Annotated in this window: 24 protein-coding genes; 14 read left to right on the forward strand and 10 right to left on the reverse strand. The window is 61.6% G+C overall.

What is annotated here, in order from left to right; genetic code table 11:
* Nucleotides 1–113 precede the first annotated feature (113 nt).
* Complete coding sequence (locus ACU680_RS12615; RefSeq protein WP_007967406.1) at nt 114–1,628, reverse strand: AhpA/YtjB family protein; 1,515 nt, start codon at nt 1,626–1,628, stop codon at nt 114–116.
* A gap of 134 nt (nt 1,629–1,762) precedes the next feature.
* On the opposite strand from ACU680_RS12615, the gene serB reads away from it, so the two are divergent.
* Nucleotides 1,763–2,977 (forward strand): phosphoserine phosphatase SerB, encoded by a 1,215-nt coding sequence (gene serB, locus ACU680_RS12620; RefSeq protein WP_007967407.1) that lies wholly within the window; start codon nt 1,763–1,765, stop codon nt 2,975–2,977.
* A gap of 135 nt (nt 2,978–3,112) precedes the next feature.
* Here the strand turns inward: serB and ACU680_RS12625 are convergent, their stop codons facing one another.
* From ACU680_RS12625 to ACU680_RS12640, 4 genes are all read right to left on the reverse strand, one after another.
* A complete protein-coding gene (locus tag ACU680_RS12625; RefSeq protein ID WP_448179593.1) occupies nt 3,113–4,867 on the reverse strand; it encodes a cyclic-di-GMP receptor FimW-related protein in 1,755 nt (584 codons plus the stop codon).
* Between the two features lie 140 nt (nt 4,868–5,007).
* Complete coding sequence (gene asd, locus ACU680_RS12630; RefSeq protein WP_007967409.1) at nt 5,008–5,868, reverse strand: archaetidylserine decarboxylase; 861 nt, start codon at nt 5,866–5,868, stop codon at nt 5,008–5,010.
* A complete protein-coding gene (locus ACU680_RS12635; RefSeq protein ID WP_448179594.1) occupies nt 5,868–6,701 on the reverse strand; it encodes a rhodanese-like domain-containing protein in 834 nt (277 codons plus the stop codon). The genes asd and ACU680_RS12635 overlap by 1 nt, the downstream gene beginning before the upstream one ends.
* Before the next feature lie 42 nt (nt 6,702–6,743).
* Complete coding sequence (locus ACU680_RS12640; protein WP_448179595.1) at nt 6,744–8,282, reverse strand: HDOD domain-containing protein; 1,539 nt, start codon at nt 8,280–8,282, stop codon at nt 6,744–6,746.
* Between the two features lie 166 nt (nt 8,283–8,448).
* On the opposite strand from ACU680_RS12640, the gene motA reads away from it, so the two are divergent.
* Both motA and motB read left to right on the forward strand, forming a co-directional pair.
* A complete protein-coding gene (gene motA / locus ACU680_RS12645; RefSeq protein ID WP_007952169.1) occupies nt 8,449–9,300 on the forward strand; it encodes a flagellar motor stator protein MotA in 852 nt (283 codons plus the stop codon).
* Between the two features lie 3 nt (nt 9,301–9,303).
* Entirely contained in the window at nt 9,304–10,380 is a 1,077-nt protein-coding gene (gene motB, locus ACU680_RS12650) for a flagellar motor protein MotB (RefSeq protein ID WP_367082792.1), read from the forward strand.
* A 52-nt stretch (nt 10,381–10,432) separates the two neighbouring features.
* On the opposite strand, the gene ACU680_RS12655 is transcribed toward motB, so the two are convergent.
* The 4 genes from ACU680_RS12655 to rsgA all read right to left on the reverse strand — a co-directional run bounded on the left by ACU680_RS12655 (nt 10,433) and on the right by rsgA (nt 13,531).
* Entirely contained in the window at nt 10,433–10,918 is a 486-nt protein-coding gene (locus ACU680_RS12655) for a toll/interleukin-1 receptor domain-containing protein (RefSeq protein ID WP_007967414.1), read from the reverse strand.
* Complete coding sequence (locus ACU680_RS12660) at nt 10,918–11,877, reverse strand: caspase family protein (RefSeq protein ID WP_448179596.1); 960 nt, start codon at nt 11,875–11,877, stop codon at nt 10,918–10,920. The genes ACU680_RS12655 and ACU680_RS12660 overlap by 1 nt, the downstream gene beginning before the upstream one ends.
* A 2-nt stretch (nt 11,878–11,879) precedes the next feature.
* Nucleotides 11,880–12,287: a TIR domain-containing protein gene (locus tag ACU680_RS12665; protein WP_448179597.1), complete on the reverse strand. Its 408-nt coding sequence runs from the start codon at nt 12,285–12,287 to the stop codon at nt 11,880–11,882.
* A 212-nt stretch (nt 12,288–12,499) separates the two neighbouring features.
* On the reverse strand, nt 12,500–13,531 hold the full coding sequence (gene rsgA, locus ACU680_RS12670) for a small ribosomal subunit biogenesis GTPase RsgA (protein ID WP_448179598.1): 1,032 nt from the start codon (nt 13,529–13,531) through the stop codon (nt 12,500–12,502).
* Nucleotides 13,532–13,638: 107 nt separating this feature from the next.
* Between rsgA and orn the strand changes: the two genes are divergently transcribed.
* Nucleotides 13,639–14,181, forward strand: coding sequence for an oligoribonuclease (gene orn / locus ACU680_RS12675; RefSeq protein ID WP_003221098.1), 543 nt, complete (start codon nt 13,639–13,641; stop codon nt 14,179–14,181).
* A gap of 187 nt (nt 14,182–14,368) precedes the next feature.
* A complete protein-coding gene (locus tag ACU680_RS12680) occupies nt 14,369–14,980 on the forward strand; it encodes a trimeric intracellular cation channel family protein (RefSeq protein ID WP_047290974.1) in 612 nt (203 codons plus the stop codon).
* A 105-nt stretch (nt 14,981–15,085) separates the two neighbouring features.
* On the opposite strand, the gene queG is transcribed toward ACU680_RS12680, so the two are convergent.
* Nucleotides 15,086–16,150 (reverse strand): tRNA epoxyqueuosine(34) reductase QueG, encoded by a 1,065-nt coding sequence (queG, locus tag ACU680_RS12685; RefSeq protein ID WP_367082799.1) that lies wholly within the window; start codon nt 16,148–16,150, stop codon nt 15,086–15,088.
* Between the two features lie 63 nt (nt 16,151–16,213).
* Between queG and ACU680_RS12690 the strand changes: the two genes are divergently transcribed.
* From ACU680_RS12690 to hflC, 9 genes are all read left to right on the forward strand, one after another.
* Nucleotides 16,214–17,722, forward strand: a complete 1,509-nt coding sequence (locus ACU680_RS12690; RefSeq protein WP_367082801.1) for an NAD(P)H-hydrate dehydratase — start codon at nt 16,214–16,216, stop codon at nt 17,720–17,722.
* Nucleotides 17,710–18,180 (forward strand): tRNA (adenosine(37)-N6)-threonylcarbamoyltransferase complex ATPase subunit type 1 TsaE, encoded by a 471-nt coding sequence (gene tsaE, locus ACU680_RS12695; protein WP_007967425.1) that lies wholly within the window; start codon nt 17,710–17,712, stop codon nt 18,178–18,180. The genes ACU680_RS12690 and tsaE overlap by 13 nt, the downstream gene beginning before the upstream one ends.
* A 51-nt stretch (nt 18,181–18,231) precedes the next feature.
* On the forward strand, nt 18,232–19,611 hold the full coding sequence (locus ACU680_RS12700; protein WP_371260346.1) for an N-acetylmuramoyl-L-alanine amidase: 1,380 nt from the start codon (nt 18,232–18,234) through the stop codon (nt 19,609–19,611).
* A 5-nt stretch (nt 19,612–19,616) separates the two neighbouring features.
* Entirely contained in the window at nt 19,617–21,515 is a 1,899-nt protein-coding gene (gene mutL, locus ACU680_RS12705; protein ID WP_225138893.1) for a DNA mismatch repair endonuclease MutL, read from the forward strand.
* Nucleotides 21,515–22,486 carry a tRNA (adenosine(37)-N6)-dimethylallyltransferase MiaA gene (miaA, locus tag ACU680_RS12710; protein WP_367082803.1) on the forward strand — a complete coding sequence of 324 codons (972 nt, stop codon included), beginning with the start codon at nt 21,515–21,517 and terminating at the stop codon, nt 22,484–22,486. The genes mutL and miaA overlap by 1 nt, the downstream gene beginning before the upstream one ends.
* Before the next feature lie 94 nt (nt 22,487–22,580).
* Entirely contained in the window at nt 22,581–22,841 is a 261-nt protein-coding gene (gene hfq / locus ACU680_RS12715) for an RNA chaperone Hfq (RefSeq protein WP_003221112.1), read from the forward strand.
* Nucleotides 22,842–22,853: 12 nt separating this feature from the next.
* Complete coding sequence (gene hflX / locus ACU680_RS12720) at nt 22,854–24,155, forward strand: ribosome rescue GTPase HflX (protein ID WP_003221114.1); 1,302 nt, start codon at nt 22,854–22,856, stop codon at nt 24,153–24,155.
* A gap of 96 nt (nt 24,156–24,251) precedes the next feature.
* Complete coding sequence (gene hflK / locus ACU680_RS12725; RefSeq protein ID WP_108592146.1) at nt 24,252–25,427, forward strand: FtsH protease activity modulator HflK; 1,176 nt, start codon at nt 24,252–24,254, stop codon at nt 25,425–25,427.
* On the forward strand, nt 25,427–26,296 hold the full coding sequence (gene hflC, locus ACU680_RS12730; RefSeq protein ID WP_007967437.1) for a protease modulator HflC: 870 nt from the start codon (nt 25,427–25,429) through the stop codon (nt 26,294–26,296). Before hflK ends, hflC begins: the two co-directional genes overlap by 1 nt.
* The last annotated feature ends 288 nt before the right edge of the window (nt 26,297–26,584 follow it).

Consider the following 26,584-nt stretch of genomic DNA (forward strand, 5'->3'; position numbering starts at 1 on the left):
ATGAGTCCCCTCTCCCTCTGGGAGAGGGCTAGGGTGAGGGGCTTTTCAATCGCCCACAAAAAAGCCCGCAGACAATCACTCGTCTGCGGGCTTCTGTGCATCTGGCCTAAGCCTTACGCCCGACGCTCATGCATCCGCGCCAGTTGCCGCTCAAGCATCGACGGATAAGGCTCCATCAAGCGCTCGACACAGCAAGCCCCCTCGGGGCTGGCGATCGGGCGGATCCGCGCACGCTGGCGAATCAGGTTGTCGTCACCGATCTTGCGCTCGACCAGCAGCAGGTTGCGGCTGTGTTGCGACAGGGCCAGCGCATCCTGAGCCGAATCGGTCAGCAGCAGGTCGATCTGGCTCAGGCCGAACAGCTCGTCGCCCAGGGTCAGGCCCAACTGCAATTGCAGGGTGATGCCGCTGTCGGCGACTTCGATCTGCAACTGATGGCCCAGCGCCCGCAGCAACTCGCCGCAGCAGATGGCGTTGGTCAGGTAGTCGTCACCGCTGTCTTCGGTGTGGAACAGCATCAGTGTGCTGCCATCGTTCAGGGTTTCGATCTCGCCCTGATACAGCGAAGCGGCCTGATCGAGGCAGTCGCGATAGCGCTCCAGCAACTCTTCCAGGCGGGCACGCGGCAGGCGCCGCAGTTGTTCTTGCGAACCCAGCTGGATCGCCAGCACCGCGCTGTGCTGCGGTACGCTTGGTGTGGCCTTGCGCGCGACCGGTTGCGGCGCTGCATCCAGCGACTCGTCGCGCAGATCGGCAAACGCGTCGTCGTCTTCATCGTCTTCAACGGTGCTGACCACATGGCGCGGCGCAGGTTTTTGCGCAGCCATCGGGCGGGTTTCGTCAAAGCTCGGGTCACGCAGATTGCGCACTTCGAACTCCGGCTCATCCTCTTCTTCGAACTCGGGTTCCGGCTCGGGCTCGGGTTTTGGCGCCGGCTCCGGAGCGAAGTTGGCGTGCAGTTGCCGCGCCAGATCGCCGATCTCGTCCTGCCGGTCGGTGCCCGGGGTGTATTCGTCGATGTTGCGCAGCCAGACGCGCAGTTGCAGCAACGGCGTCGACAGATAGCGCCCCATGCGCAGGCTCAGGGCCAGCGACAGCGCCAACAGAATCGCACTGAGAATGCCCATGCTTTGCAGGCTGATGGTCATCGGCTGCTGGAACTGATCCATGTCCAGGCTGATGCGCAGTTGCCCGGCGGTCACGTCCTGGAAAGTGATCTTGCTCTCATACATGCCCTCGGCTTCGCCCAGCAGGCTGTGCTTGGGGCGCTGACCGGATTCGGCGAGGATACGGTTGTCCACGCTATAGATAGCCGCGTGGGCCACCAGTTTGTTCTTGGTCAGGTTGTTGAGCAGCACGTTGAGGCTGAGGATGTCGTTGGACACCAGCAGTTCAGTGGCGGAGGTGGCGGTCTGCGTGGTCAGGCTTTCGCCCAGCGCATCGGCCTGCTCGTGCATGGCCTGCTTGAACTGCAAGCCCATCACCCCGGCATAGATCACCAGGGCCAGAGCGACCAGGATCACGTTATGGCTGGCAATGCGCAATGCAATCGGTACACGGCGATGGCGCAGTGCACGGAAGATCAGCAGGAAGAAGTTATCGGTTTTAACTGGCGTGGGCCGGTTCACTGAGCTCGGCTCTTTTGTCCGTGAAGTTGACGCGCAGTATAGCGACAGGCCCTAGACCGGCAAAGCGCTCGCGGTGCCCGATGGTCACTGAAAGTGGGTAGAATGCGGTTTTTTTCCAGTTGCGGGGGTGCGCGTTGCGCGAAATCGTCCTGATTAACATCACGGGAGTCGACCGTCCGGGTCTGACTGCGGCCATTACCGGCGTTCTGGCACAAGGTGGTGTGAACATTCTCGACATTGGTCAGGCGGTGATCCACGACACCCTGTCGTTCGGCATCCTGGTCGAGATTCCCGACTCCGAGCAAGGCAAAGCCGTGCTCAAGGACATCCTGTTCAAGGGCTACGAGCTCGACCAGCAGGTGCGCTTCACCCCGGTGTCCGAAGAGGATTACCAGCAATGGGTGGGCAATCAGGGCAAGAAACGCCACATCGTCACCCTGTTGACCCGCAAAGTGACCGCCGGCCAATTGCAGGCGGTCAGCTCGATCACCGCCAAATATGGCCTGAACATCGACCATATCGACCGTCTGTCGGGTCGCATGCCGCTGGACACTCCAGCCGACAAGGGCAAGGGCTGCATCGAGTTCTCCGTGCGTGGCGAAGCGGCTGATCCGCAGGCGCTGCGTGCCGAATTCCTCAGCGTCGCGCAGGAGCTGAACGTCGACATCGCCTTCCAGGAAGATTCGCTGTTCCGCCGCAACCGCCGTCTGGCGGTGTTCGACATGGACTCCACGCTGATCGAAGCCGAAGTCATCGACGAACTGGCCAAGGCTGCCGGCGTGGGCGAGCAAGTTTCGGCCATCACCGAGCGCGCCATGGCCGGCGAACTGGATTTCCGTGCCAGCTTCAAGGAACGTCTGGCGCTGCTCAAGGGCCTGGATGTCAGCGTGCTGGACTCTATCGGCGCCTCGCTGCGCCTGACCGAAGGCGCCGAAACCCTGTTCGCCGAACTCAAGCGTCTGGGCTACAAGACCGCAATCCTGTCCGGCGGCTTCACTTACTTCGCCAAGCAGCTGCAGGCCAAACTCGGTATCGACTACGTGTTCGCCAACGAACTGGAAGTGGTCGACGGCAAGTGCACCGGCGTGGCCATCGAGCCGATCGTCGATGCGCAGCGTAAGGCGGATCTGCTGAAGGAGCTGGCGCACAAGGAAGGCTTGCGTCTGGAGCAGACCATCGCCGTGGGCGACGGCGCGAATGACCTGCCAATGCTGGCGATTGCCGGGCTGGGTGTTGCGTTCCGCGCCAAGCCGCTGGTCAAACAGTCGGCGAAGCAGGCGATTTCCACCCTTGGGCTGGATGGCGTGCTGTATTTGCTGGGCTTCCGCGATCGTGATGGGCAGCTCTGAGCCTGAGGCGGCCTCTGTGGCGAGGGAGCTTGCTCCCGCTGGGGCGCGAAGCGGCCCCACTCTTTAATTCAAGAGAATGGGACTGCTGCGCAGTCCAGCGGGAGCAAGCTCCCTCGCCACAGTATCTTTAAGGATTCAAAGCGATTTCCACAACGAATCGAAATTCTCCTCGCTCCCGCCATTCTGCGCGGCCTCCAGCGAGCGATAGGCAAACTGATTGAAACTGTGCGTACTCGCCACCCGTCGATCCAGCCCGGCGCGGTGTTCTTCGCCGTGGGTGTTGATCAGCACCTTATTACCTTCCTGAAACGGCAGGCGCGGGGCGAGCAAGGTCGCGGGCAAGTCGATGGCGCTGATCTCCGGTAGCAGCAGACCGCGCAAATACTGACTGTGATCATCTCGCGAGCGCACCAGTTGCAAGCCGCAGGGTTCGGCGTGTGGCGCGACCAGTTCTATGCCCATTTGCGGCCCGCTGCCGCGTACCTGGCGAATCCAGCGCACCACCGCAATGCTCCAGCCCTGATTGGAACTGTCCTGAATCCCGACCATTTCCCCGGCCTGTAACTCGGCCGGCACCTCACTTGGCCAGCCCAGGCAATAACCACCGGGGCTGTGGTTGATCACCGGCAACGTGTAGGTCGGGTAGTTCGGCGTGCTGTCGGGGTCGCTTTCGTCTTCGCCCAGATGGTCGTACTGGATTTCCTCGTAGGGCAGCAACTCGTCTGCCGCAGACTGCGGTGCGGCGTCGAAGGCCTGGCTCCAGCTGTCCTTTTCACCCTTGACCACCGCGCGGCTGAAGTTGGCCGCGCGGGCGCCGGGATGTTTCAGCAGCTCGCTGAAGCTGCGTTCGCCGCCCAGATAGAAGTGCAGGGCGCTCATGCCGACGCACACGGTCAGGCTGCCCTGGCCGGCAGTGCGCTGAAAACTGCGTTCGGCAGCCTGGCCCCAACTGGCGTGCAGATGCTGCAGGGTGTCGAGGCTCAGTCCTGCCGGGATCGGCAACGGCGTCGACGTCTCCTGCTGCAGTAAATGCGCTTCGATCACGTTCACCAGCGGTTGTGGATCGAAACCGAGCAATGCACCCTGTTGTTCTTTGCGAAACATGCTGCGGTAACGCGGGCCGGCGTCCAGTTCGGCGCTGATGGCGAACAGTCCATCCTGCGGACTGCCGGGATGCAATTTGAGCAGGGCACTCCACGGCTCCAGCACTTCGGCCAGCCGGGCGATCTGGTTCTGCCGCAATTGATTGCAACGGGCGCTGCCCAGCAGCAGGGCGGCGATGTAGGTCTGTTCCAGGCTCAGTTCGCTGCTCAGGCTCGCCAGTTCGTCATGTACCCGGCGCTGTTGCAGCTGCAAGGCGCAGGCCACGCGATACAGCTGATGCAGCTCGAACCACAGATGCTCGGGCGCAGGGCTGTAAAGCTGCGTGGCCCGCAGCAGTTGCCCCTTGAGCGCGTGTGCGGCCCGTTGCAGAGCCTGGCTGACCAGCGCCGCTCGGTCCTTGTGATACTTGGGGGCAATGCGCAGAACGATCTGCTTGTAACCGATGGCCAACTGACTTTGCAGCGCCTGGCACAGGTTGCTGATCTTGCGCGAACGATCGTCGAGCAGGATCGCCTGATGCAGGAAGTGCCGCTCCAGATGCTGGCAGACGAAGTACACCTCGGGGCGCAGCAACTCCAGCAGTTGCAGGCGATTGTCGCTGGGGGTGAGCAATTGGTTGAGTTCGCCCAGGCCCTGATACAACTGGCGGGCGGTTTCGCCGATGTTGGCCTTGGGCAGGCCGGCGATCCAGCGTTTGAGGTCGCGCGGGGTGGCTTCGCAGAACGACAGGCGCGTTTGCGTCGGGGTCGGGGCGCTCAGCAGCGGTGGGGAGATGGTCTGGCTCATGCCAAAAACCATAGCAGCAAATGAAGCTGTCGGCCTTCAACCGGTAGGAGCTGCCGCAGGCTGCGATCTTTTGATCCTGGTTTTTAAAAACAAAGTCAAAAGATCGCAGCCTGCGGCAGCTCCTACAGGGGCGCCTTGTATCAGGCGTTTGGCAATGCCAGGGCCTGGCCCATTTGCACTGGCGAACCGGCGACCAGTGTTTCAGCCCATTTCACCTGATCCGGACCAAACAGCACGATCGCGGTCGAACCCAGTTTGAAGCGCCCCAGTTCAGCACCTTTTTCCAGATGGATCGGCGCACGGGCGGCTTCGTCGTAGCGGAAGGTTTTCAGCTCGCGCTTCGGTGGGGTGACCAGACCAGCCCACACGGTTTCAATCGACGCGACGATCATTGCGCCGACCAGCACCACGGCCATTGGCCCGCGCTCGGTGTCGAAAATGCACGCCACGCGCTCGTTGCGGGCGAACAGCTCCGGAACGTTCTCAGCGGTGGTCTGGTTGACCGAGAAGATCCGGCCCGGGATATAGACCATTTCGCGCAGGGTGCCGGCCAGCGGCATGTGCACGCGGTGGTAATCCTTCGGCGACAGGTAAATGGTGGCGAAGTCGCCGCCCATGAACGGCGCGGCATTCGCCGTGTCACCGCCCAGCAGTTCCAGCACGCTGAAGCTGTGGCCCTTGGCCTGGAACACGCGACCGTGTTCGATCGGGCCGAGCTGGCTGACTGCACCGTCGGCCGGGCTGAGGATCGCGCCTGGTGTCTGGTCCAGTGGCCGCGCGCCGTCTTTCAGGGCTCGGGTGAAGAACGCGTTGAAGTGCTCGTAGGCGGTGAGGTCTTCGACCAGCGCTTGCGACATGTCCACCTGATAACGCTTGGCGAACCACTGGGTGAAGGCATTCTTGAACCAGCGCACGCGGCACTCGGCGACGCAACCGGCCAGGCGCGACAGCAGGTGATGAGGCAGCAGGTACTGGCTGAGGATAAACAGACGCTCTTTCATTAGTTGTCCTTAGAACCTTGAATCTCGACAGGCGTGTCAGGGTGGTTGCCCCATTCGCCCCAGGAACCGGCGTAGCCCTTGACCCGCGGATAACCGAGGGACTTGGCCACCAGATAAGTGAAGCCCGACCGGTGATGGGTCTGGCAGTGGGTAATGATTTCTTTGTCCTTGGTGATCCCGAGATCCTCGAGGATCTGCGGCATGTCCGTGCGAATCCGCAGCTGACGCGCCTTGTCCATGCCGGCGGTCCATTCGAAGTTCACCGCGCCGGGGATGTGTCCACCCTTGGCGGCCAGTATCTTCTCGCCCGAGTATTCCAGCGGCCCACGGGCATCCCAGATCGCCAGATCGGCGGCGCCGAGACGGCTTTGCAGGTATTCGCGAGTGGCGGTCGGCTCCTCGTGCAGGGTCAGCGCCACCGGGCCACCCACCGCTGGAGGAATCTGGATCGACATCGGCATGCCGGCTTCCAGCCACGCCGGCAGACCGCCGTCGAGATAGTGATACTTGTCGTGACCGATCACGTCGAGCAGCCAGATGAAGCGCCCGGCCCAGCCGCCGCCCTCGTCGTCGTAGACCACGTAGATCGCGTCCGGGCGATGGCCCAGCTCACCGAACAACTCTTCGAGCTTGTCTTTGGGCGGCATCAGCCCCGGCGCCGGGGGCTGGCCGAGCTGGGTGCGCTTGGGATCGACAAAGCGTGCGCCCGGAAGGTGACCTTCGGCATAACGGGCAGGGCTGGTCAGATCCACCAGAATCAGTTCAGGGGAATCGAGACGCGGGAGCAGGTCGCTCGGCTCGATGACGAGCGCCAAGCCAGAGAAGTCAGACATGTGAGGTCTCCAGAGCACAAAGGGGGGGATTGTAGCGCAGCCTCATCGGCCACGGCTGCTAAAGCTGTGCAGGGCCTTTTCGATGCACTGCGCGGTTTTGCCGAAAGCCTGCACGGTGATGTCGGCGAACGGCCCACCGCCCTGGTCAGCCACGACGATCATGATCACCCGACCGTTATTGACCAGCGAGCGCAGGAACAGATGCTCGCCCCGGAACAGCGAACGCAGGCCCGGCGGCAACAATGCGGAAAACTGTGCGTTGTTCTCGGGGTTGATCCGCACCTGTGCCTGTTGTGCGAGCAGGCGCTGCAAGACTTTGCTCTGACTGACGACGAAGTTCAGCGCGGCGGCTTCCTTCGGCAGGCCGAAGGTCTGGTGCACGCGCAGATTCGATTGCGTGCGGTCGGCCATCAGAAGCATCACCCGACGCATGCCGCTGGCGACCAGCGCATCACGGGCGGCGACGGTCAGGCTCATGGCATTGGTGAAGCGGCTCGGCTCGGCCAGCAGTTCGGCGCATTGCCGGCGCCATTGAGTCAGGTCCTCGGCATTCGGCGCCGCCGCCGGCAGCATCCCGGCCGGCAAGCGATGGGTGCCCCACGGCCATAATAAGGAAACGGCCGGGTGCCACAGATCGGGCATGGCATGCTGGCGCGCACTGTTGGCGGCTTGCTGGTGCAACTGCTGCTGCACTTCGTCCATCGAGATCTGCAGATAAAGGCTGGTCAGGTACTGCCAGCGTTCACTGTGCGGGCTGTCCCAGGCCTGTTGCGCCGACAGCGCCAGACCGTTGGCCAGCAACACGGTGTTGGCCGGTTGGTTGAGCCAGCGGCGCAGGGTCGGATCGTCGTCGAGGCGATTCTGCTGGCGCAACGGATGTTCACTGTCGCGGGCGATGCGCAGTACTTTCACCAGTTCGCGCTGTTCGCTGAGCAGCAGCTTATAGCCCTGCTGCACCCAGATCGGCAGGTGCCAGACTTGCACCAGCGCCTCGGCGATCTTCAGCAGGCGTACGCCAAACAGTTGCTTCTCGACCGTGCGCGCCGATTCGCCCTTGTGGATAACCCGCAGCTCCCACTCTTCGAGCAACTCGGGAAACGTCAGCGCCAGCGGCCACAGCGGCGAGAGAAACAGCAGGCTGCCCCAGTGAATGTCCTGCCACAGCCGCGCCAGGCGACTGGCGAAAAAACCGTTGGCCTGTTGCGTCGCGTGCTGGCTGATCATTTGCAGTTGGCGCAGCGCCTTGGGGATCTGCATCTGCGGTTCGACGGGCAGACGCGCGAGCAATTCTTCAGTCCGTGCCAGGCCCAGACGGTTGATCGCGACTTCAAGGTTTTCTGCCGGCGCGGTCATCGTGCCGAGGGTGTGACGATTGGCCTCACGGATGATGCTCAAGGCCAGCGCCGGGCTGTCCTGCATCAAGTCGGCGATGTCGCGCAGCGAGCTGCGGTTGTCACGGATGGCCCGGCACACCTTGTCGTGCGCCTCTTGCGGCACAGGCAGGCGCACGCCATCGAGCAGTTTGACCCAGCCCTCGAGCGTGGTCGGTTTTGCGTGTGGGACGTTCGTTTCATTAGCCATGTCTGGACGAGATCTTCACTGACTGTAGACGCGCCCGGCATGGGCTAAATTGGCTTTTCGCCTGAACTGGCTATAGTCTGGCGCAGTTTTGCCGATAAGTAGAAGAAGAGATTTTTTAACTTCCGAATATGACCTTGAACCCGACTTAAATAAGTACTTTCTACCTATGGCTAAAATTATCGGCATCATCGTCGTATTCGCGAGCGTGCTCGGCGGATACGTGCTCTCCCACGGCAAAATTGCCGCCCTGATCCAGCCCTTCGAGGTGATGATCATCGGTGGTGCGGCCCTCGGTGCATTCCTGCAGGCCAACCCCGGTTACATGACGATGCACGTGCTCAAGAAATCCCTGAGCATGTTCAGCTCGCGCTTCAGCCACACGTTCTATCTGGAAGTGCTCGGCCTGATCTACGAGATCCTCAACAAGAGCCGCCGCGAAGGCATGATGGCCATCGAAGGCGACATCGAAGACGCCGCCGCGAGCCCGATCTTCGCCAAGTACCCGGCCGTGCTCAAAGACGAGCGCATGACCGCGTTCATCTGCGATTACTTGCGCATCATGTCCTCCGGCAACATGGCTCCGCATGAGCTGGAAGGCCTGTTCGACATGGAACTCTACAGCCTCAAGGAAGACCTCGAGCACCCGTCCCATGCGGTGAACGGCATCGCCGACGCCATGCCCGGTTTCGGTATCGTCGCGGCGGTACTGGGTATCGTGGTGACCATGGCATCGCTGGGTGAAGGCGATCAGAAATCCATCGGTCTGCACGTGGGTGCGGCACTGGTCGGTACCTTCTTCGGTATTCTCGCGGCCTACGGTTTCTTCGGGCCGCTGGCACATTCCCTGGCCCACGATGCCAAGGAAGAACTGAACGTCTACGAAGCCATCAAGGCCTCGCTGGTGGCTTCGGCTTCCGGCATGCCTCCATCGCTGGCGGTGGAATTCGGGCGCAAGGTGCTGTACCCGGCGCACCGTCCAAGCTTTGCCGAGCTGGAACAAGCCGTTCGCGGTCGCTAAGCCATGGAAAATAATCAGCCGATAATCATCAAGCGCGTCAAGCGCATAGCCGGTGGGCATCACGGCGGGGCGTGGAAAATCGCCTTCGCCGACTTCGCCACGGCGATGATGGCGTTCTTCCTGGTGTTGTGGCTGCTGTCCACTGCAACGCCTGAGCAGAAGATCGCTATCGCCGGTTACTTCAAGGATCCGGTCGGCTTCTCCGAAAGCGGCACGCCGTACATCATCGATCTGGGCGGCACGCCGACCCTGGCGCCGGAAAACACCCTCAACCCTGAGGTGAAGTCCCAGCCGCAACCGGACAAGGTCACGGTCGACACCGAGCAGGTCGAAGGCATGGCCGAGCAGGTCGAGAAAGAACGCCTGGAGCTGTTGCTGCAAGAACTGCAGAACAAGGTCGACGAGAACCCGCAGCTGCAGAAGTTCAAGGATCAGATCCTGTTCGAGATCACCCCGAACGGCTTGCGCATCCAGATCATGGACGCCGAAAACCGGCCGATGTTCGACTCCGGGTCCGCGCGTCTGAAGCCGTACTTCGAAGACATCCTGCTGGCCATGGCCGACACCATCAAAGCGGTGCCGAACAAGATCAGCATCAGCGGCCATACCGACGCCAAGCCGTACACCGGCACCGGCGATTTCGGCAACTGGGAACTCTCGGCCAACCGTGCCAACGCTGCGCGGCGGGCACTGGTGGCCGGCAGCTATCCGGACGGGCAAGTGGCGCGGGTGGTCGGTTATGCCTCGTCGGCGCTGTTCGACAAGGAAAACCCGTTCAACCCGGTCAACCGGCGCATCGACATTGTGGTCCTGACCAAAAAGGCCCAGGCCGCCATCGAAGGTTCGCAAGGTGCCGATGCGGCCAAGCCTGCCGCCGAAGGTCAGAACGGCGCCGCTCCGGCGACGCCGGTCGATCCGAACGCGCTGCCGGCGGATCAGCAACCGGTGCCGGCCCATGAGTTGCGCGAACGTTTGAACCTGTTCGACGACGCCGCACCGAAACCGGCCGCGCCGGGGGCTGCGGCGCCAGCGCCAACAGCTCCGCCCGCCGCTGCACCGGCCCCCGCGCCGAAGCAGTGACCAACAAAAAAGCCGACAGTGATGTCGGCTTTTTTGTGGCTGTCGATTGGCCTCAGAAACCGCGCCGAATCCGGTTTTTCAGTTGTTCGTGGAAAAGATCGGCGTTGCGCTTATAGGTGCCGCTGAAGGATTCGTTGCTCGAATCCAGCGCTATCGAGCGCTTGCTCGAGACCTCTTCGCGATAGGCATCGATGAAGAAATTCAGATCACTGGCCGTGCTCAGTTTCGGCCACTTGTCCAGATACTCCGGCAGCTTTGCCTGCCCGGTGCGGAACGAGCAGATCCGCCGGTTGCTGATCGTCGCTTCGCCGATTTCGAACGGCACCCACCACGACAACGCGGTCTTCTCCGACACCACCGCCAGCAGGTGCGTGCATTCGGTGATATTGCGCGTGATCACCCCGGTGATGTCGTCGGTGGTCTGCGATTCCGGGTCGAGCACATCGAGGTAAGTTTTGATATTGGCCTGCATCAATTGGGCATTGATCGCCATGGCCTGCGGGCGATCTATATGGCGGTAGCTGATGAATACGGGCATCAGAAGTGTCCTTTTATGGCGAGTTCGCGGTAATAGGCGCCGAGGGCGGTGAGGCGGCAGCCGGTGGAGTGGAGCGCGGCGTAGTACATGTGCTCGGCATCCACCGGTTCGATCAGGCTGTGGCGGTTGCACATTTGCAGTTGCTTGAAGATGTCGCCGTGCTCGGGGTCGAACAGCGCTTCGGTGGGCTCGTAGCTGGGATCGAGCCTGAAAACGAAACTCGGCTCGGGGAACCAGTCCTTGAGCTTGCGCAGGGTTTCCTCGACGATCAGCGGCGCGACCTCGCGCAGCGGCACAAACTGCGAGACGTTGGTCTTGAATACCGGACGCTGTTCCCAGGCCCCCAGCGCATTGTCGACAAACGAGTAAACGCTACCGGGGGTGACCTTGCCGAGTACGTTGGCAGCGCCACCGTGCAGCGCTTGCAGCAACAGATCCGTGAATACGCCATGACCGCGACTTTCCAGGGCGTACTGTTCTTTCTTGCAGGCCGTGAGAATGGTCACGCCTTCGCCGATCACACTGCTGCCGCCCCGCAGATTACGCATGGCGCCTGCTGCGCCGGCCTGGCAGCAATCGAGAATGATGATTTTGTTCTTGATATGCGGGGCCTTGTCCGCCCACTCCAGAATGTCGCTGATGCGGATGCCGTCTCCGCCTGGCTGATAATCCTGGGGAATCAGGAGTCCTTCGTCGATGCTGGTGTCGAACTGACCATGGCCGGCGAAATACAGCAGGGCCACGTCACAGTCGCCTGAGAACAGGCTCTGGATCTGCTGTTTCATGTGGCCGAGCGTGAGCTTTTCTTCGGCTGAAGTCAGCACTTTGCTGCTGAAGTTCGGTCGCCCGTTGGCGTGGCGCTCCAGCACCGATGCCATGGCCATGGCGTCGTTGTTACAGCCACTGAGGGGCGACACGCAATCGTAGTGGTTGATGCCGATAAACAGTCCCTTGCGCATGGTTACACCGCCGTGTGCAGGCGAATCGCACTGATGATGCTGTTGGTGTTCCACGCGCACTCGGCGTGTGCCGCCTCACGTACTACCGTGGCAATACGCTCGGCGCCGAACGGCTTGATCGCGATGATCACTTTGCCCATGCGCCTGGCGATCTCGATTTCCTTGTTGATCCACTTGCTGTAGGTCGAATACATCCCGGCCATGATCAGCACCGCCGAGCACGGACGGATCTTGTTTTCGATGGCATCTTCGAGCTGCCTGTCGGTTTGCGCGCCCATGATCGGGTTGTGCGGCGGCACGGAAAAATTCTTGAAAGTGAAATCCGGTCTGGCGCCGAGCAGGCGTACCAGATTGTCGTGGGCGTGGGCGTAGTTCCACGAATGGCTGATGAACAAATGGTAGGTCTGCATGGGGTTCCTCGAAGGTCGCGAAGGTGCGAAGGAACAACCCAATCTAGGCATCTGAAGGGCGCCCGCAAGGTCTGAGCGGGAAAACAGAAATGTCCTGCAAGCAGGCACGAAAGAGCCTGTCAGGCGGGTCTGACGTTTAAGCGGGCGGGGAAGGTGTCCGACGGGGTCCGACATCCGGCAGCCCTCGGACGAGGGGCAGCCGGTGCCGATGTTTAGTAGCCGTTTTCCGGCAGACTGGCGATGATCGAGCGGTAGCTGTTCATGCGTTGCTGCTGCACGCGGCCGTCTTCCAGGGCCTTGAGCAGTGCGCAACCCGGTTCGCGATCGTGTTTGCAGTCGCGGAAGCGGCAGGTGCCGAGCAGGTCGTTGAACTCGATGAAACCGGCTTCGACGTCGGCGCGGCTGACGTGGCCCAGGCCGAACTCACGGATACCCGGGGAGTCGATCAGCTCGCCGCCGCCAGGGAAGTGGAACAGGCGCGCGGTGGTCGTGGTGTGCGTGCCCTGACCGGACAACTCCGACAGCGGGCCGACACGGGTTTCGACTTCCGGCAGCAAGCTGTTGACCAAGGATGACTTACCGACACCGGACTGGCCGACGAACACGCTGATGCGCCCGTCGAGCTGCCTCTGCAACAGTTCCATGCCGTTGCCGTGATGCGCCGAGACTTCCAGCACCGGATAACCCAGCGTACGGTACACCGCCAGCAAGGCATTGAGCGCTGGAGCGTTCTGCTCGTCGATCAGGTCGAACTTGTTCAGCAGCAGCAACGGACGGATGCCGGCGTGTTCGGCGGCGACCAGATAGCGGTCGATCAGGTTGGCATGCGGCTCGGGCAGTGGCGCGAAGACGATGACGATCATGTCGACGTTGGCCGCCACCGGCTTGAGCTGGCCACGGCTGTCCGGACGGCACAGTTCGGTGGTGCGCGGCAGTTGCGCAACAATCACCCCGATGCCCTGGTTGCCGGCACGCCAGACCACCCGATCACCGGTGACCAGCGCCGGCAGGTTGGCCCGCAGGTGGCAACGGAAAACCTGGCCGGCCTGTTCACCGTCCACGGCCTCGACCTCGACCTGCACACCGAAGTGGGCGATCACCAGGCCGTGTTGCTCTGGGCCCAGATCGCCGCCCTCGAGGGCTTCGACCGCCGAGGACTCGCGTTTGGCAGCGCGCGCGGCGCGCTCGCCCTGAATCTTTTCGATGCGCCAGTTTTGACGACGATTGAGTTGGCGTTTGGCCATGGGTGTTCCGTCTGAAGAATGCAGCGATTAGGTAAAACGGCCGCGAGTTTAGCACGCCCGGGCACCGGCCTAGGCTAAACTGCGCAGCATTGCCTAGGAGCCCGAATATGCAAAACCCGCAGAACCTGATCTGGATCGACCTGGAAATGACCGGTCTGGATCCGGAAAACGACGTCATCATCGAAATGGCCACCATCGTCACCGACAGTGACCTGAACACCCTGGCCGAAGGCCCGGTGATCGCCATTCACCACAGTGACGAAGTGCTCGCCCGTATGGACGAGTGGAACACTCGCACCCACGGCAACTCGGGCCTGACCCAGCGCGTGCGTGACAGCCGTATCAGCATGGCCGAGGCCGAGGCCGAAACCATCGCTTTCCTCGAGAAATGGGTACCGAAGGGCAAGTCGCCGATCTGCGGCAACAGCATCTGCCAGGATCGTCGCTTCCTTTATACCCACATGAAGGCACTGGAAAGCTACTTCCACTACCGCAACCTCGACGTGTCGACGCTCAAAGAGCTGGCCGCACGCTGGGCACCGGACGTGCGCGACAGCTTCAAGAAGGGCAGCACCCACCTGGCGCTGGACGACATCCGCGAATCAATCGCCGAGCTGCAGCACTACCGCAAGCATTTCATCAAGTTCTGAGGCTGTCCCTGTAGGAGCTGCCGCAGGCTCGGGCCGCGATCGGACGATCTTTTGATGTTGCTTTTAAAAACAACATCAAAAGATCGCAGCCTGCGGCAGCTCCTACAAGGGGGCGTCGTATTTGCGCCCCCTTCTGGTGCGGCGCTGAAATGGCTAGACTGCGCGCCTTCCTGCCAGGACCGCCGCCATGTTGCTGATGCTCTATCTGATCGCCATTACCGCTGAAGCCATGACCGGCGCGCTGTCTGCCGGACGGCGGGGCATGGACTGGTTCGGCGTGGTGCTGATCGCCTGCGTTACGGCATTGGGCGGCGGTTCGGTACGCGATGTGCTGCTCGGGCATTACCCGCTGACCTGGGTCAAGCACCCGGAATATCTGGTGCTGACTTCGGCCGCCGCAATGCTCACTGTGTTCACTGCCCGCTGGATGCGCCACCTGCGATCGCTGTTTCTGGTGCTCGATGCGGTCGGCCTGGTGGCCTTCACCCTGATCGGCTGCATGACCGCTCTGGAAATGGGCCACGGCATGCTGGTGGCCTCGGTCAGCGGTGTAATCACCGGAGTGTTCGGCGGCATCCTGCGCGACATCTTCTGCAACGACATCCCACTGATCTTCCGCCGCGAACTGTACGCCAGCGTCTCGTTCGCCGCCGCGTGGTGCTACATGCTCTGCCTGTACCTGAATGTGCCGAGCGAGCAGGCGATTCTGATCACCTTGTTCGGCGGTTTTCTGTTGCGGTTGCTGGCCATCCGTTTCCACTGGGAAATGCCCAAGTTCGTCTACAACGACGAGCATTAATGCATTCCCCTGTAGGAGCTGCCGCAGGCTGCGATCCTTTGATCTAGTCTTTTAAATATCAAAGTCAAAAGATCGTCCGATCGCGGCCCGAGCCTGCGGCAGCTCCTACAATTGACCGTGTTGTTTCAGCGCCCACTCGACGTGTTCGCGGACTAGATCGGACGGGTAATCACGGCGCGCCTTCAAGGCCTCCAGCACCGGAATGCTCGACGGCGCGTTGCCCAGCCCGACCGCCAGATTGCGCAGCCAGCGTTCGTAACCGGCGCGGCGCAGCGGCGAGCCTTCGGTGCTGCTGAGAAATTTGTCCTCGTCCCACAGGAACAGCTCGGCCAGTTCGGCGTTGTCCAGATTGTGCCGTGGCTTGAAATCGCTTTCCCCGGAGGGTCGGGCGAAACGGTTCCACGGGCAGACGATCTGACAGTCGTCGCAGCCGAACACGCGGTTGCCGATCAGCGGGCGCAGGTCTTCGGGAATGGCGTTTTTCAGCTCGATGGTCAGGTACGAGATGCAGCGTCGGGCGTCCAGCACATACGGGCCTACGAAGGCGTTGGTCGGGCAGATATCCAGACATGCCGTGCAGCGCCCGCAATGTTCGCTGCTGTGCGGTTCGTCCACCGGCAGCGGCAGATCGACAAACAGTTCGCTCAGGAAGAAATAACTGCCGGCCTTGCGGTTCAGTACCAGCGTGTTTTTGCCGATCCAGCCCAGCCCGGCCTGCTCGGCGATGGCTTTTTCCAGCACCGGGGCGCTGTCGACGAAGGCACGGAAACCGAACGGGCCGATCTCCGATTGAATCTTGTCGGCCAATTGCTGCACACGTTTACGGATCAATTTGTGGTAATCGCGGCCCAAGGCATAACGCGACACGTAGGCTTTCTCCGGTTGCGCCAGCATTTGCGCCATTTGCGTGTCGCCGGGCAGGTAGTCCATGCGCAGCGAAACCACGCGCAACGTACCCGGGACCAGTTCCTCCGGATGCGAGCGTTTGCTGCCGTGAGCGCCCATGTAATCCATTTCGCCGTGGTAGCCGGCGGCGAGCCAGCGCTCCAGGTGCTGCTCATGCTCGGCCAGGTCCAGACCGCTGATGCCGACTTGCTGGAAGCCCAGCTCGCGGCCCCAATCCTTGATCGATTGGGCGAGGGCGGGCAGATCTGTGGTGATGGCGGACATGAGGCGAGAGAAACCGGAGCTGAGGTGCGTATAATTCTGCCAGACATCGGAGCCCGAAGACGCATGCCGCACACGAAAGATCAATTACCCGACGCGCTGTATGGCGCTGCGCAGGTGCGAGCACTCGATGCGCGGCTGATCGCTGCGGGCACGCCGGGCTCCGAATTGATGCAGCGCGCCGCGCACGCGACCTGGCGCGCCTTGGTGCGGCAGTGGCCATCGGCGAACGAAATGACTGTACTTGCCGGGCATGGCAACAACGCCGGTGATGGTTTTCTGATCGCCGCACTGGCGCACCGGGCCGGTTGGGCGGTGCGGGTGCTGGCCGTCGGTGATCCGCAACGCTTGCAGGGCGACGCGGCGCAGGCTTATGCGCAGGCCATCAGCGATGGCGTCGCCGTGCAGGGCTGGGCCGTGCAAAGCGAGCTGCGCGGGGTGATTGTCGATGCCTTGCTCGGCACCGGGCTGGCCGGCGATGTCCGTGAGCCGTATGCCGCTGCGATCAAGGCGATCAAGGCGATCAATGCCAGTGGCCAGCCGGTGGTGGCGGTGGATATTCCTTCCGGACTGTCTGCCGATACCGGGCATGTCCTCGGCGTTGCGGTTCATGCCGACCTTACCGTGACCTTTATCGGCTTGAAGCTCGGCCTGTTCACCGGGGCGGCAGCGGATCAGGTCGGGGCGTTGGTGTTTAACGATCTGCAAGCCGCCGCCGACATCTACCGTGACATTCCTGTCAGCGCTCTGCGTCTCACGGCGGCTAATCTTCCACGATTGGCCCCGCGTGCGCCCGCTGCACACAAAGGACGCTTCGGGCATTTGCTGTTGATCGGCGGCGATCAGGGGTTTGGCGGGGCGATTCTGCTCAGTAGTGAAAGTGCGCTGCGTAGCGGCGCGGGCATGGTTTCGCTGGCGACCCGGCCTGAACATGTCCCGGCAGCGCTGACGCGGATGCCGGAAGTCATGGTGCTCGGCACGTCGTCGGCCAATCAGTTGATGGGGCTGCTGGAAAAGGCTTCCGTGCTGGTGGTTGGTCCGGGTCTCGGGCAGGCGAGCTGGGGCCGGGCGCTGTTGTCCGCTGCCGCCAATGCGCCGCTGCCGCAGGTATGGGACGCCGACGCGTTGAATCTGCTGGCAAGTGGTTTTGTCAGCCTGCCCAAGGATTGCGTGATCACGCCGCATCCGGGCGAAGCAGCGCGCCTGTTGGGCGTCAGTACCGCTGAGGTGCAGGCAGATCGCCCGGCCGCCGCGCGGGCATTGAGCAAAAAATACTCGGCTGTCGTCGTGCTGAAAGGCGCCGGCAGCCTGATCGCTCATCCTGATGGGCGTCTGGCGCTGTGTCATCAGGGCCATCCGGCCATGGCCACTGCTGGCCTGGGCGATGTGCTCGCGGGATTGGTCGGCGCTTTGCTGGCTCAGGGCATGGACGGCTTCGATGCCGCCTGCCTGGCAGTCTGGCTGCACGCCAATGCCGGCGCGCAACAAGGTAAATTCGGCCGTGGACTGGCGGCCAGTGATCTGATTCCAGTCATTCGTCAGTTGTTGGAGGAGCATGCACCGTGTCTGAAGTAACCCTGTACCTGGCCGATGAACAGGCCATGAGCGACTTTGGCGCACGGATCGCTCGCGTTACCCAAGGCCACGGCCTGATTTTTCTCGAAGGTAACCTGGGCATGGGCAAAACCACCCTGTCGCGGGGCATCATCCGTGGGCTGGGGCATGTCGGCGCGGTAAAAAGTCCGACCTTCACCCTGGTCGAGCCCTACGAGATCGGCGACGTGCGCGCCTTCCACTTCGACCTGTATCGCCTGGTCGATCCGGAGGAGCTGGAGTTCCTCGGCATCCGCGACTATTTCGAAGACGACGCCCTGTGCCTGATCGAGTGGCCCGATAAAGGTGCAGGCTTTTTGCCAAAGCCTGACCTGACCATTACCATTAGCCCGCAAGACAGCGGGCGTTCGCTGAAAATTTTATCCCAGGGCTCGCGTGGCGAGGCCTGGTGTGCCGCTTTGGCATTGGAATCCAATTAAATGATGGGGTTAGGTATGCGCTTTCGCGCGTTGGTGGCTGCCGTTGGACTGATGTTGATGGCAGTGACCGTCAACGCTGTGGCCGAGACAAAGGTCAACAGCGTGCGCCTGTGGCGGGCGCCGGACAACACGCGACTGGTCTTCGACCTGAGCGGCCCGGTGCAGCACAGCGTCTTCACCCTGACCGCACCGGATCGGCTGGTGATCGACATCAACGGCGCCACTCTGGGTGCGCCATTGAAGGTCTCGACCGCCAACACGCCAATCACCGCAATGCGCTCGGCCCAGCGCACGCCGACCGACCTGCGGGTGGTCATCGACCTGAAAAAAGCCGTCACCCCGAAAAGTTTCTCGCTGGCGCCGAACGCGCAATACGGCAACCGTCTGGTAGTCGATCTGTTCGACAACCCGGCCGATGCCGCGCCGCCGCCTGCCCCGACACCGTCAGTCGCCACCGTGCCAGCAGTGCCGGTAACGCCTTCGGAACCGGCGATCAAGTTGCCACCGGCCCCGGCCGGCAAGCGCGACATCATTGTGGTGATCGACGCCGGTCACGGTGGTGAAGACCCGGGTGCGTCCGGCTCGCGCGGCCAGCGTGAGAAAGACGTGGTACTGCAGATCGCCCGCGAGCTGCAGCGTCAGGTCAACGGCATGAAAGGTTTCCGCGCCGAGCTGACCCGTACCGGTGACTACTTCATCCCGTTGCGCGGCCGTACCGAAATCGCCCGCAAAAAGGGCGCCGATCTGTTCGTTTCGATCCATGCCGACGCCGCGCCGTCTGCAGCAGCTTTCGGCGCCTCGGTGTTTGCTCTGTCTGATCGCGGCGCGACATCGGAGACTGCCCGTTGGCTGGCCGACAGCGAAAACCGTTCCGACCTGATCGGTGGTGCCGGCAACGTCAGCCTCGACGACAAGGACCGCATGCTGGCCGGCGTGCTGCTCGACCTGTCGATGACCGCCTCGCTGACCTCCAGCCTCAACGTCGGCCAGAAAGTCCTGACCAACATTGGTCGCGTGACCCCGTTGCACAAACAGCGCGTGGAGCAGGCCGGGTTCATGGTGCTGAAGTCGCCGGACATCCCGTCGATCCTCGTCGAAACCGGATTTATCTCCAACGCCAACGAAGCGAACAAGCTTTCGGCATCGAGCCACCAGCAGGCGCTGGCGCGTTCGATCAGCAGCGGCGTGCGCCAGTTCTTCCAGCAGAACCCGCCACCGGGCACTTATATTGCCTGGCTGCGTGACTCCGGCAAGATTGCCCAGGGGCCGCGCGATCACCGCGTGAGTCCGGGCGAGACGCTGGCGATGATCGCCGTGCGTTATCAGGTGTCCCCCGCGACGCTGCGCAGTGCCAACAACCTCAGCAGCGATGAGCTGAAGATTGGCCAGCACCTGACCATTCCCGGCACCGAACTGGCGTCCAAAGAATGAACCAGGTGTTGAACGCCGCACGCATCGAACTGCTCAGCCCGCGGCTGGCGAACCAGATCGCCGCCGGCGAGGTGGTCGAGCGCCCGGCCTCGGTGATCAAGGAGTTGCTGGAAAACAGTCTCGACTCCGGCGCAAAACGCATCGACGTCGATGTCGAGCAGGGCGGCGTCAAGCTGCTGCGGGTACGTGACGACGGCAGCGGCATTTCCGCCGACGACCTGCCGTTGGCGCTGGCCCGTCACGCCACCAGCAAGATTCGCAATCTCGAAGACCTCGAGCAGGTGATGAGCCTGGGCTTTCGTGGTGAAGCACTGGCGTCGATCAGCTCCGTGGCACGCCTGACCCTGACCTCGCGCACCCGCGACGCCGATCAGGCCTGGCAGGTCGAAACCGAAGGTCGCGACATGGCGCCTCGGGTGCAGCCGGCGGCGCATCCGGTCGGTACGTCGGTGGAAGTGCGCGATCTGTTCTTCAACACCCCGGCGCGGCGCAAGTTTCTCAAGACCGAAAAAACCGAATTCGATCACCTGCAAGAAGTGATCAAGCGTCTGGCGCTGGCGCGTTTCGACGTAGCTTTCCATCTACGCCACAACGGCAAGACCATCCTCAGCCTGCACGAGGCTCACGATGACGCGGCCCGTGCCCGGCGTGTGGCGGCGATCTGCGGTTCGGGCTTCCTTGAACAGGCGCTGCCGATCGAGATCGAACGCAATGGTCTGCACCTGTGGGGCTGGGTCGGGTTGCCGACCTTCAACCGCAGCCAGGCGGACTTGCAGTATTTCTTCGTGAACGGCCGGGCGGTGCGCGACAAGCTGGTGGCCCACGCGGTGCGTCAGGCTTATCGCGATGTGCTGTTCAACGGTCGTCATCCGACCTTTGCGCTGTTTTTCGAGGTCGATCCGGCGGCGGTGGACGTCAACGTGCACCCTACCAAACACGAAGTGCGCTTCCGTGATGGGCGCATGGTGCATGACTTCCTTTACGGCACGTTGCACCGCGCGTTGGGCGATGTGCGTCCGGAAGATCAGCTGGCCGGTTCTGTCACCACTGCCGTCGTGCGTCCAACGGGTATTGAGGCCGGCGAGTTCGGCCCGCAGGGCGAAATGCGTCTGGCGGCCAACGCGCTGCTGGAGCAGCCGCAGGCGCAACCGGCGTTCAATACTTCGTCGGGCGCCAGCGCTGGCGGCGCTTATCAGTATCAGTACACACCGCGTCCGCAATCGGCTGTACCGGCCGCCGAGGCGCAAGCCGCTTACCGCGAGTTCTTCGCACCGTTGCCTGAAGCGAATGCCAATGCGTTGCCGGCCGGTCAGGAAGATATTCCGCCGCTCGGTTACGCGCTGGCGCAGCTCAAGGGCATCTACATTCTGTCCGAGAACGCTCAGGGGCTGGTGCTGGTGGACATGCACGCCGCGCACGAGCGGATCATGTACGAACGCCTGAAAATCGCCATGGCCAGCGAAGGTCTCAGTGGCCAGCCGTTGCTGGTGCCGGAGTCACTGGCGGTCAGTCAGCGTGAAGCCGATTGCGCCGAAGAACATGCCGCATGGTTCCAGCGTCTGGGCTTCGAGCTGCAGCGTCTGGGCCCGGAAACATTGGCAATCCGCCAGATTCCGGCCCTGCTCAAGCAGGCCGAGGCCAATCGGCTGGTGGGTGACGTGCTGTCGGACTTGATGGAATACGGCACCAGCGACCGGATTCAGGCGCACCTGAACGAGCTGCTCGGCACCATGGCCTGCCACGGCGCGATCCGCGCCAACCGGCGCCTGGCCCTGCCGGAAATGAATGGTCTGCTGCGTGACATGGAAAACACCGAGCGCAGCGGTCAATGCAACCATGGCCGACCGACCTGGACCCAATTGGGCCTGGACGATCTGGACAAACTGTTCCTGCGCGGTCGTTGATGAGCCAGCTTCCTCCAGCGATTTTTCTGATGGGCCCGACCGCTGCGGGCAAGACCGACCTGGCCATCGAGCTGACCAAGGTGCTGCCGTGCGAGTTGATCAGCGTCGACTCGGCGCTGGTCTATCGCGGCATGGACATCGGTACCGCCAAGCCATCGAAAGAACTGCTGGCCGAGTTTCCGCACCGGCTGATCGACATTCTCGATCCGGCTGAAGCCTATTCGGCAGCAGATTTCCGTCGTGATGCCCTGCAAGCCATGGCCGAGATCACCGCACGCGGGAAAATTCCGCTGCTGGTGGGCGGCACCATGCTTTATTACAAGGCGTTGGTTGAAGGCCTGGCGGACATGCCGGCGGCGGATCCCGAGGTCCGTGCGCAGATCGAAGAAGAAGCTGCACGCCTTGGCTGGCAAGCCCTGCACGATCAATTGGCGATCATCGACCCGGTGTCGGCAGCACGGATTCACCCGAACGATCCGCAGCGCCTGAGTCGGGCGCTGGAGGTTTATCGGGTCAGCGGTCAGAGCATGACTGCCCTGCGTCAGCAACAATCTGCGCAAAGTACTGAAGCAGCCGCTTCGGGACGGCAACAATTGCCCTATACTGTCGCGAACTTGGCCATTGCTCCGGCAAATCGCCAGGTACTGCACGAGCGCATTAAACAAAGATTCACAAATATGCTGGAACAGGGGTTCATCGACGAGGTCGTAGCCCTGCGTAAAAGAAGTGACCTGCATTCCGGGTTGCCGTCTATACGTGCGGTAGGCTACCGCCAAGTCTGGGACTACCTGGATGGCAAGCTGTCGTTAGCTGAAATGCAGGAACGCGGCATCATTGCCACGCGTCAATTGGCCAAGCGCCAGTTCACCTGGCTGCGCAGCTGGGAAGAACTGCACTGGCTGGACAGTCTTGATTGCGACAATCTGCCACGCGCCTTGAAATACCTTGGGACCATCTCCATATTGAGCTGAGTCCTTGCAATTGCCGTCTATCCTTGGGGGTGTGGCGGCCAAAGCCATCTGAATTACCTATTTTTATTATTGAATCCTTAAAGGAGTGCGGCACATGTCAAAAGGGCATTCGCTACAAGACCCTTACTTGAATACTTTACGTAAAGAGAAAGTTGGGGTTTCCATCTACCTGGTCAACGGTATCAAACTGCAAGGCACGATCGAGTCGTTCGACCAGTTCGTTATCCTGCTGAAAAACACCGTCAGCCAGATGGTTTACAAACACGCTATCTCGACAGTCGTGCCAGTACGTCCAATTCGTCTGCCTAGCGCAACCGAATCCGATGCAGGTGACGCTGAGCCAGGTAACGCCTGATAGGAGTCTCCTTTGTTCTTTGAGCGCCACGGTGGTGGTGAGCGAGTCATCCTCGTTCACTTGGAAGGTCAGGACCCTGAGGCGCGCGAAGATCCGCAGGAGTTTCAGGAATTGGCTAATTCGGCGGGCGCCGAGACCGTTGCGTTTTTTAACGTACCGCGTCATCGGCCAACCGCCAAATTCCTGATTGGCAGCGGCAAGGTCGAGGAATTACGCGACCTGGTCCATGCCGAAAAGGCCGATCTGGTGATTTTCAATCACATTCTCACGCCCAGTCAGGAACGTAACCTCGAACGTGTTTTCGAGTGTCGCGTGATCGACCGTACCGGCCTGATTCTCGATATCTTCGCCCAGCGCGCCCGTACCCATGAAGGCAAGCTCCAGGTAGAACTGGCCCAGCTTGATCACATGAGCACCCGCCTGGTTCGCGGCTGGACTCACCTTGAGCGTCAGGGTGGCGGTATCGGCATGCGTGGCCCGGGTGAAACCCAGCTCGAAACCGACCGGCGTCTGCTGCGGGTTCGTCTGCGTCAGATCAAGGGCCGTCTGGAAAAAGTGCGCAGCCAGCGCGAGCAATCGCGACGCGGCCGTTCCCGTGCGGATATCCCTACCGTGTCTCTGGTGGGCTATACCAACGCCGGCAAATCCACGCTGTTCAATAACGTGACCAAATCCGAGGTGTACGCGGCCGACCAGTTGTTCGCCACCCTGGACCCGACCCTGCGCCGCCTGGAACTGGACGATCTGGGGCCGATCGTGCTGGCTGACACGGTAGGTTTCATTCGGCACTTGCCGCACAAGCTGGTCGAGGCATTTCGGTCTACGCTCGAAGAGTCGAGCAATTCCGACCTGCTGTTGCACGTGATCGATGCGGCCGAACCGGATCGCATGCTGCAGATCGAGCAGGTGATGGTGGTGCTGGGCGAGATCGGAGCCCAGGACTTGCCGATCCTTGAGGTATACAACAAACTCGATTTGCTTGAAGGCGTTGAGCCACAGATCCAGCGCGATGCCGACGGCAAACCGCAGCGGGTCTGGCTGTCGGCGCGTGATGGCACGGGTCTGGAACTGCTCGAACAAGCCATTGCCGAGTTGCTGGGCAGTGATTTGTTTGTGGGCACATTGCGCTTGCCGCAACGGTTCGCTCGACTGCGTGCGCAGTTCTTCGAACTCGGTGCGGTACAGAAAGAAGAGCATGACGAAGAAGGCATCTGCCTGCTGGCCGTTCGTTTGCCCCGGGTCGAGTTGAATCGACTGGTAAGCCGCGAAGGATTGCAGCCGATGGAATTCATCGAGCAACACACTTTGCAATAAAAGCCTGGCAAAGCGGTTGTGCCGTAACGGCAGGCATTCTGTAGCATTGGTCGGCGCGCCGTGGGTGCGTCTTTGCTTTATCAGATGGAGAGCGCTATGGCTTGGAATGAGCCGGGTGGCAACTCGAATAATCAGGATCCTTGGGGTGGCAAGCGCCGCAATAACGGCGACCGCAAGGGGCCACCGGATCTCGACGAGGCCTTCCGAAAGCTGCAGGAAAGCCTGAACGGGTTGTTCGGTGGTGGTAAGAAACGCGGTGGTGATGACGGCGGTGGTTCGGGCAGGAGTGGTGGCGGCTTCGGCGGTCTGCTCGGCATCGGCCTCGTGGTGCTGGCGGCTGTCTGGCTGTACAGCGCGGTCTATGTGGTCGACGAGCAGGAGCAAGCCGTGGTGCTGCGCTTCGGCAAGTACTACGAGACTGTCGGCCCCGGCCTGAACATCTACTTCCCGCCGATCGACAAGAAGTACATGGAAAACGTCACGCGTGAGCGTGCCTACACCAAGCAGGGCCAGATGCTGACCGAAGACGAGAACATCGTCGAAGTGCCGCTGACCGTGCAGTACAAGATCAGCAACCTGCAGGACTTCGTGCTGAACGTCGATCAGCCGGAAATCAGCCTGCAGCATGCGACAGACAGCGCCCTGCGCCACGTGGTGGGTTCGACCGCCATGGACCAGGTGCTGACCGAAGGTCGTGAATTGATGGCCAGCGAAATCAAGGAGCGTCTGCAACGTTTCCTCGATACCTATCGCACCGGTATCACCGTCACCCAGGTCAACGTACAGAGCGCAGCGGCACCGCGTGAAGTGCAGGAAGCCTTCGACGACGTGATCCGCGCCCGTGAAGACGAGCAGCGTTCGCGCAACCAGGCGGAAACCTACGCCAACGGCGTGGTGCCGGAAGCCCGTGGTCAGGCCCAGCGCATCCTCGAGGATGCCAACGGTTACCGCGACGAGACGGTCTCGCGCGCCAAGGGTGAGGCGGATCGCTTTACCAAACTGGTCGCCGAGTATCGCAAGGCCCCTGAAGTCACCCGCCAGCGTCTGTATCTGGACACCATGCAGGAAGTCTTCAGCAACACCAGCAAGGTACTCGTGACCGGTAACAAGAATGGCCAGAGCAACCTGCTTTACCTGCCGTTGGACAAAATGATCCAGAACAGTTCGGGCAGCAATGCACCGGTCACCGGTTCGGCTGCCGCCAGCAACAACACGGACGTCACGCCGCATGTCACTGACCTGCCGCAGACACGTACAAGGGAGACCCGCTGATGAGCAATAAATCGCTGATCGCCCTGATCGTTGGCGTTGTCGTGGTGCTGGTGGGCTGGAACTGCTTCTACATCGTCGCTCAGACCGAGCGTGCGGTGCTGCTGCAGTTCGGTCGGGTGGTTCAGGCTGATGTCCAGCCGGGCCTGCATGTGAAAGTGCCTTACGTTAACCAGGTGCGTAAATTTGACGCACGTCTGATGACGCTGGATGCACCGACACAACGCTTCCTGACCCTGGAAAAGAAAGCCGTGATGGTCGATGCCTACGCCAAGTGGCGGGTGAAAGATGCCGAGCGCTTCTACACCGCGACTTCTGGCCTCAAGCAAATCGCCGACGAGCGTCTGTCCCGTCGTCTGGAATCCGGTCTGCGTGACCAGTTCGGCAAGCGCACCCTGCACGAAGTGGTGTCGGGTGAGCGTGACGCATTGATGGCTGATATCACCGCGTCGCTGAACAAGATGGCGGAAAAAGAGCTGGGTATCGAAGTGGTCGATGTTCGGGTCAAGGCCATCGATCTGCCGAAGGAAGTGAACCGCAGCGTGTTCGAGCGTATGAGCACCGAACGTGAGCGTGAGGCTCGCGAGCACCGCGCCAAGGGTAACGAACTGGCCGAAGGCATCCGTGCCGACGCCGATCGTCAACGCCGCGTGCTGCTGGCTGAAGCCTATCGTGAATCCGAAGAGATTCGCGGTGACGGTGATGCCCAGGCCGCTGCGATCTACTCCAAGGCCTACGGTCAGGATCAGGAGTTCTACGGTTTTTACCGTAGCCTGCGTGCCTACCGTGAAAGCTTCGCGAACAAATCCGACGTCATGGTTCTCGACCCAAGCAGCGACTTCTTCCATTACCTGGAAAAGTCCAAGCCTTGATACGACGTTGACCTGAATTACTCCGCCCGGCGGCTAAAACCTCGGGCGGGGTGATCCTTTGGGAAAACGTGTGTATGATGCGGCAGCCGGGAAATTCCCGGCTTTTTTGCGTCTGCACGTTTGATTGCTGTTTTTTGTTGCAGGCATCGGGTTGAATGGCCCGAGCGTTTTTCGAGGAAAGTGATGGGCGAAGCCGGTAACAGGCCTTTCGCCGCGTCGTTCATGCGCGTGCGTTTTGAACGGATCGGTCATTTTCTGCTTCACTCAAGGCTCGCCCGCAGGCTGGCC

Source organism: Pseudomonas sp. LF020 (assembly GCF_053456425.1).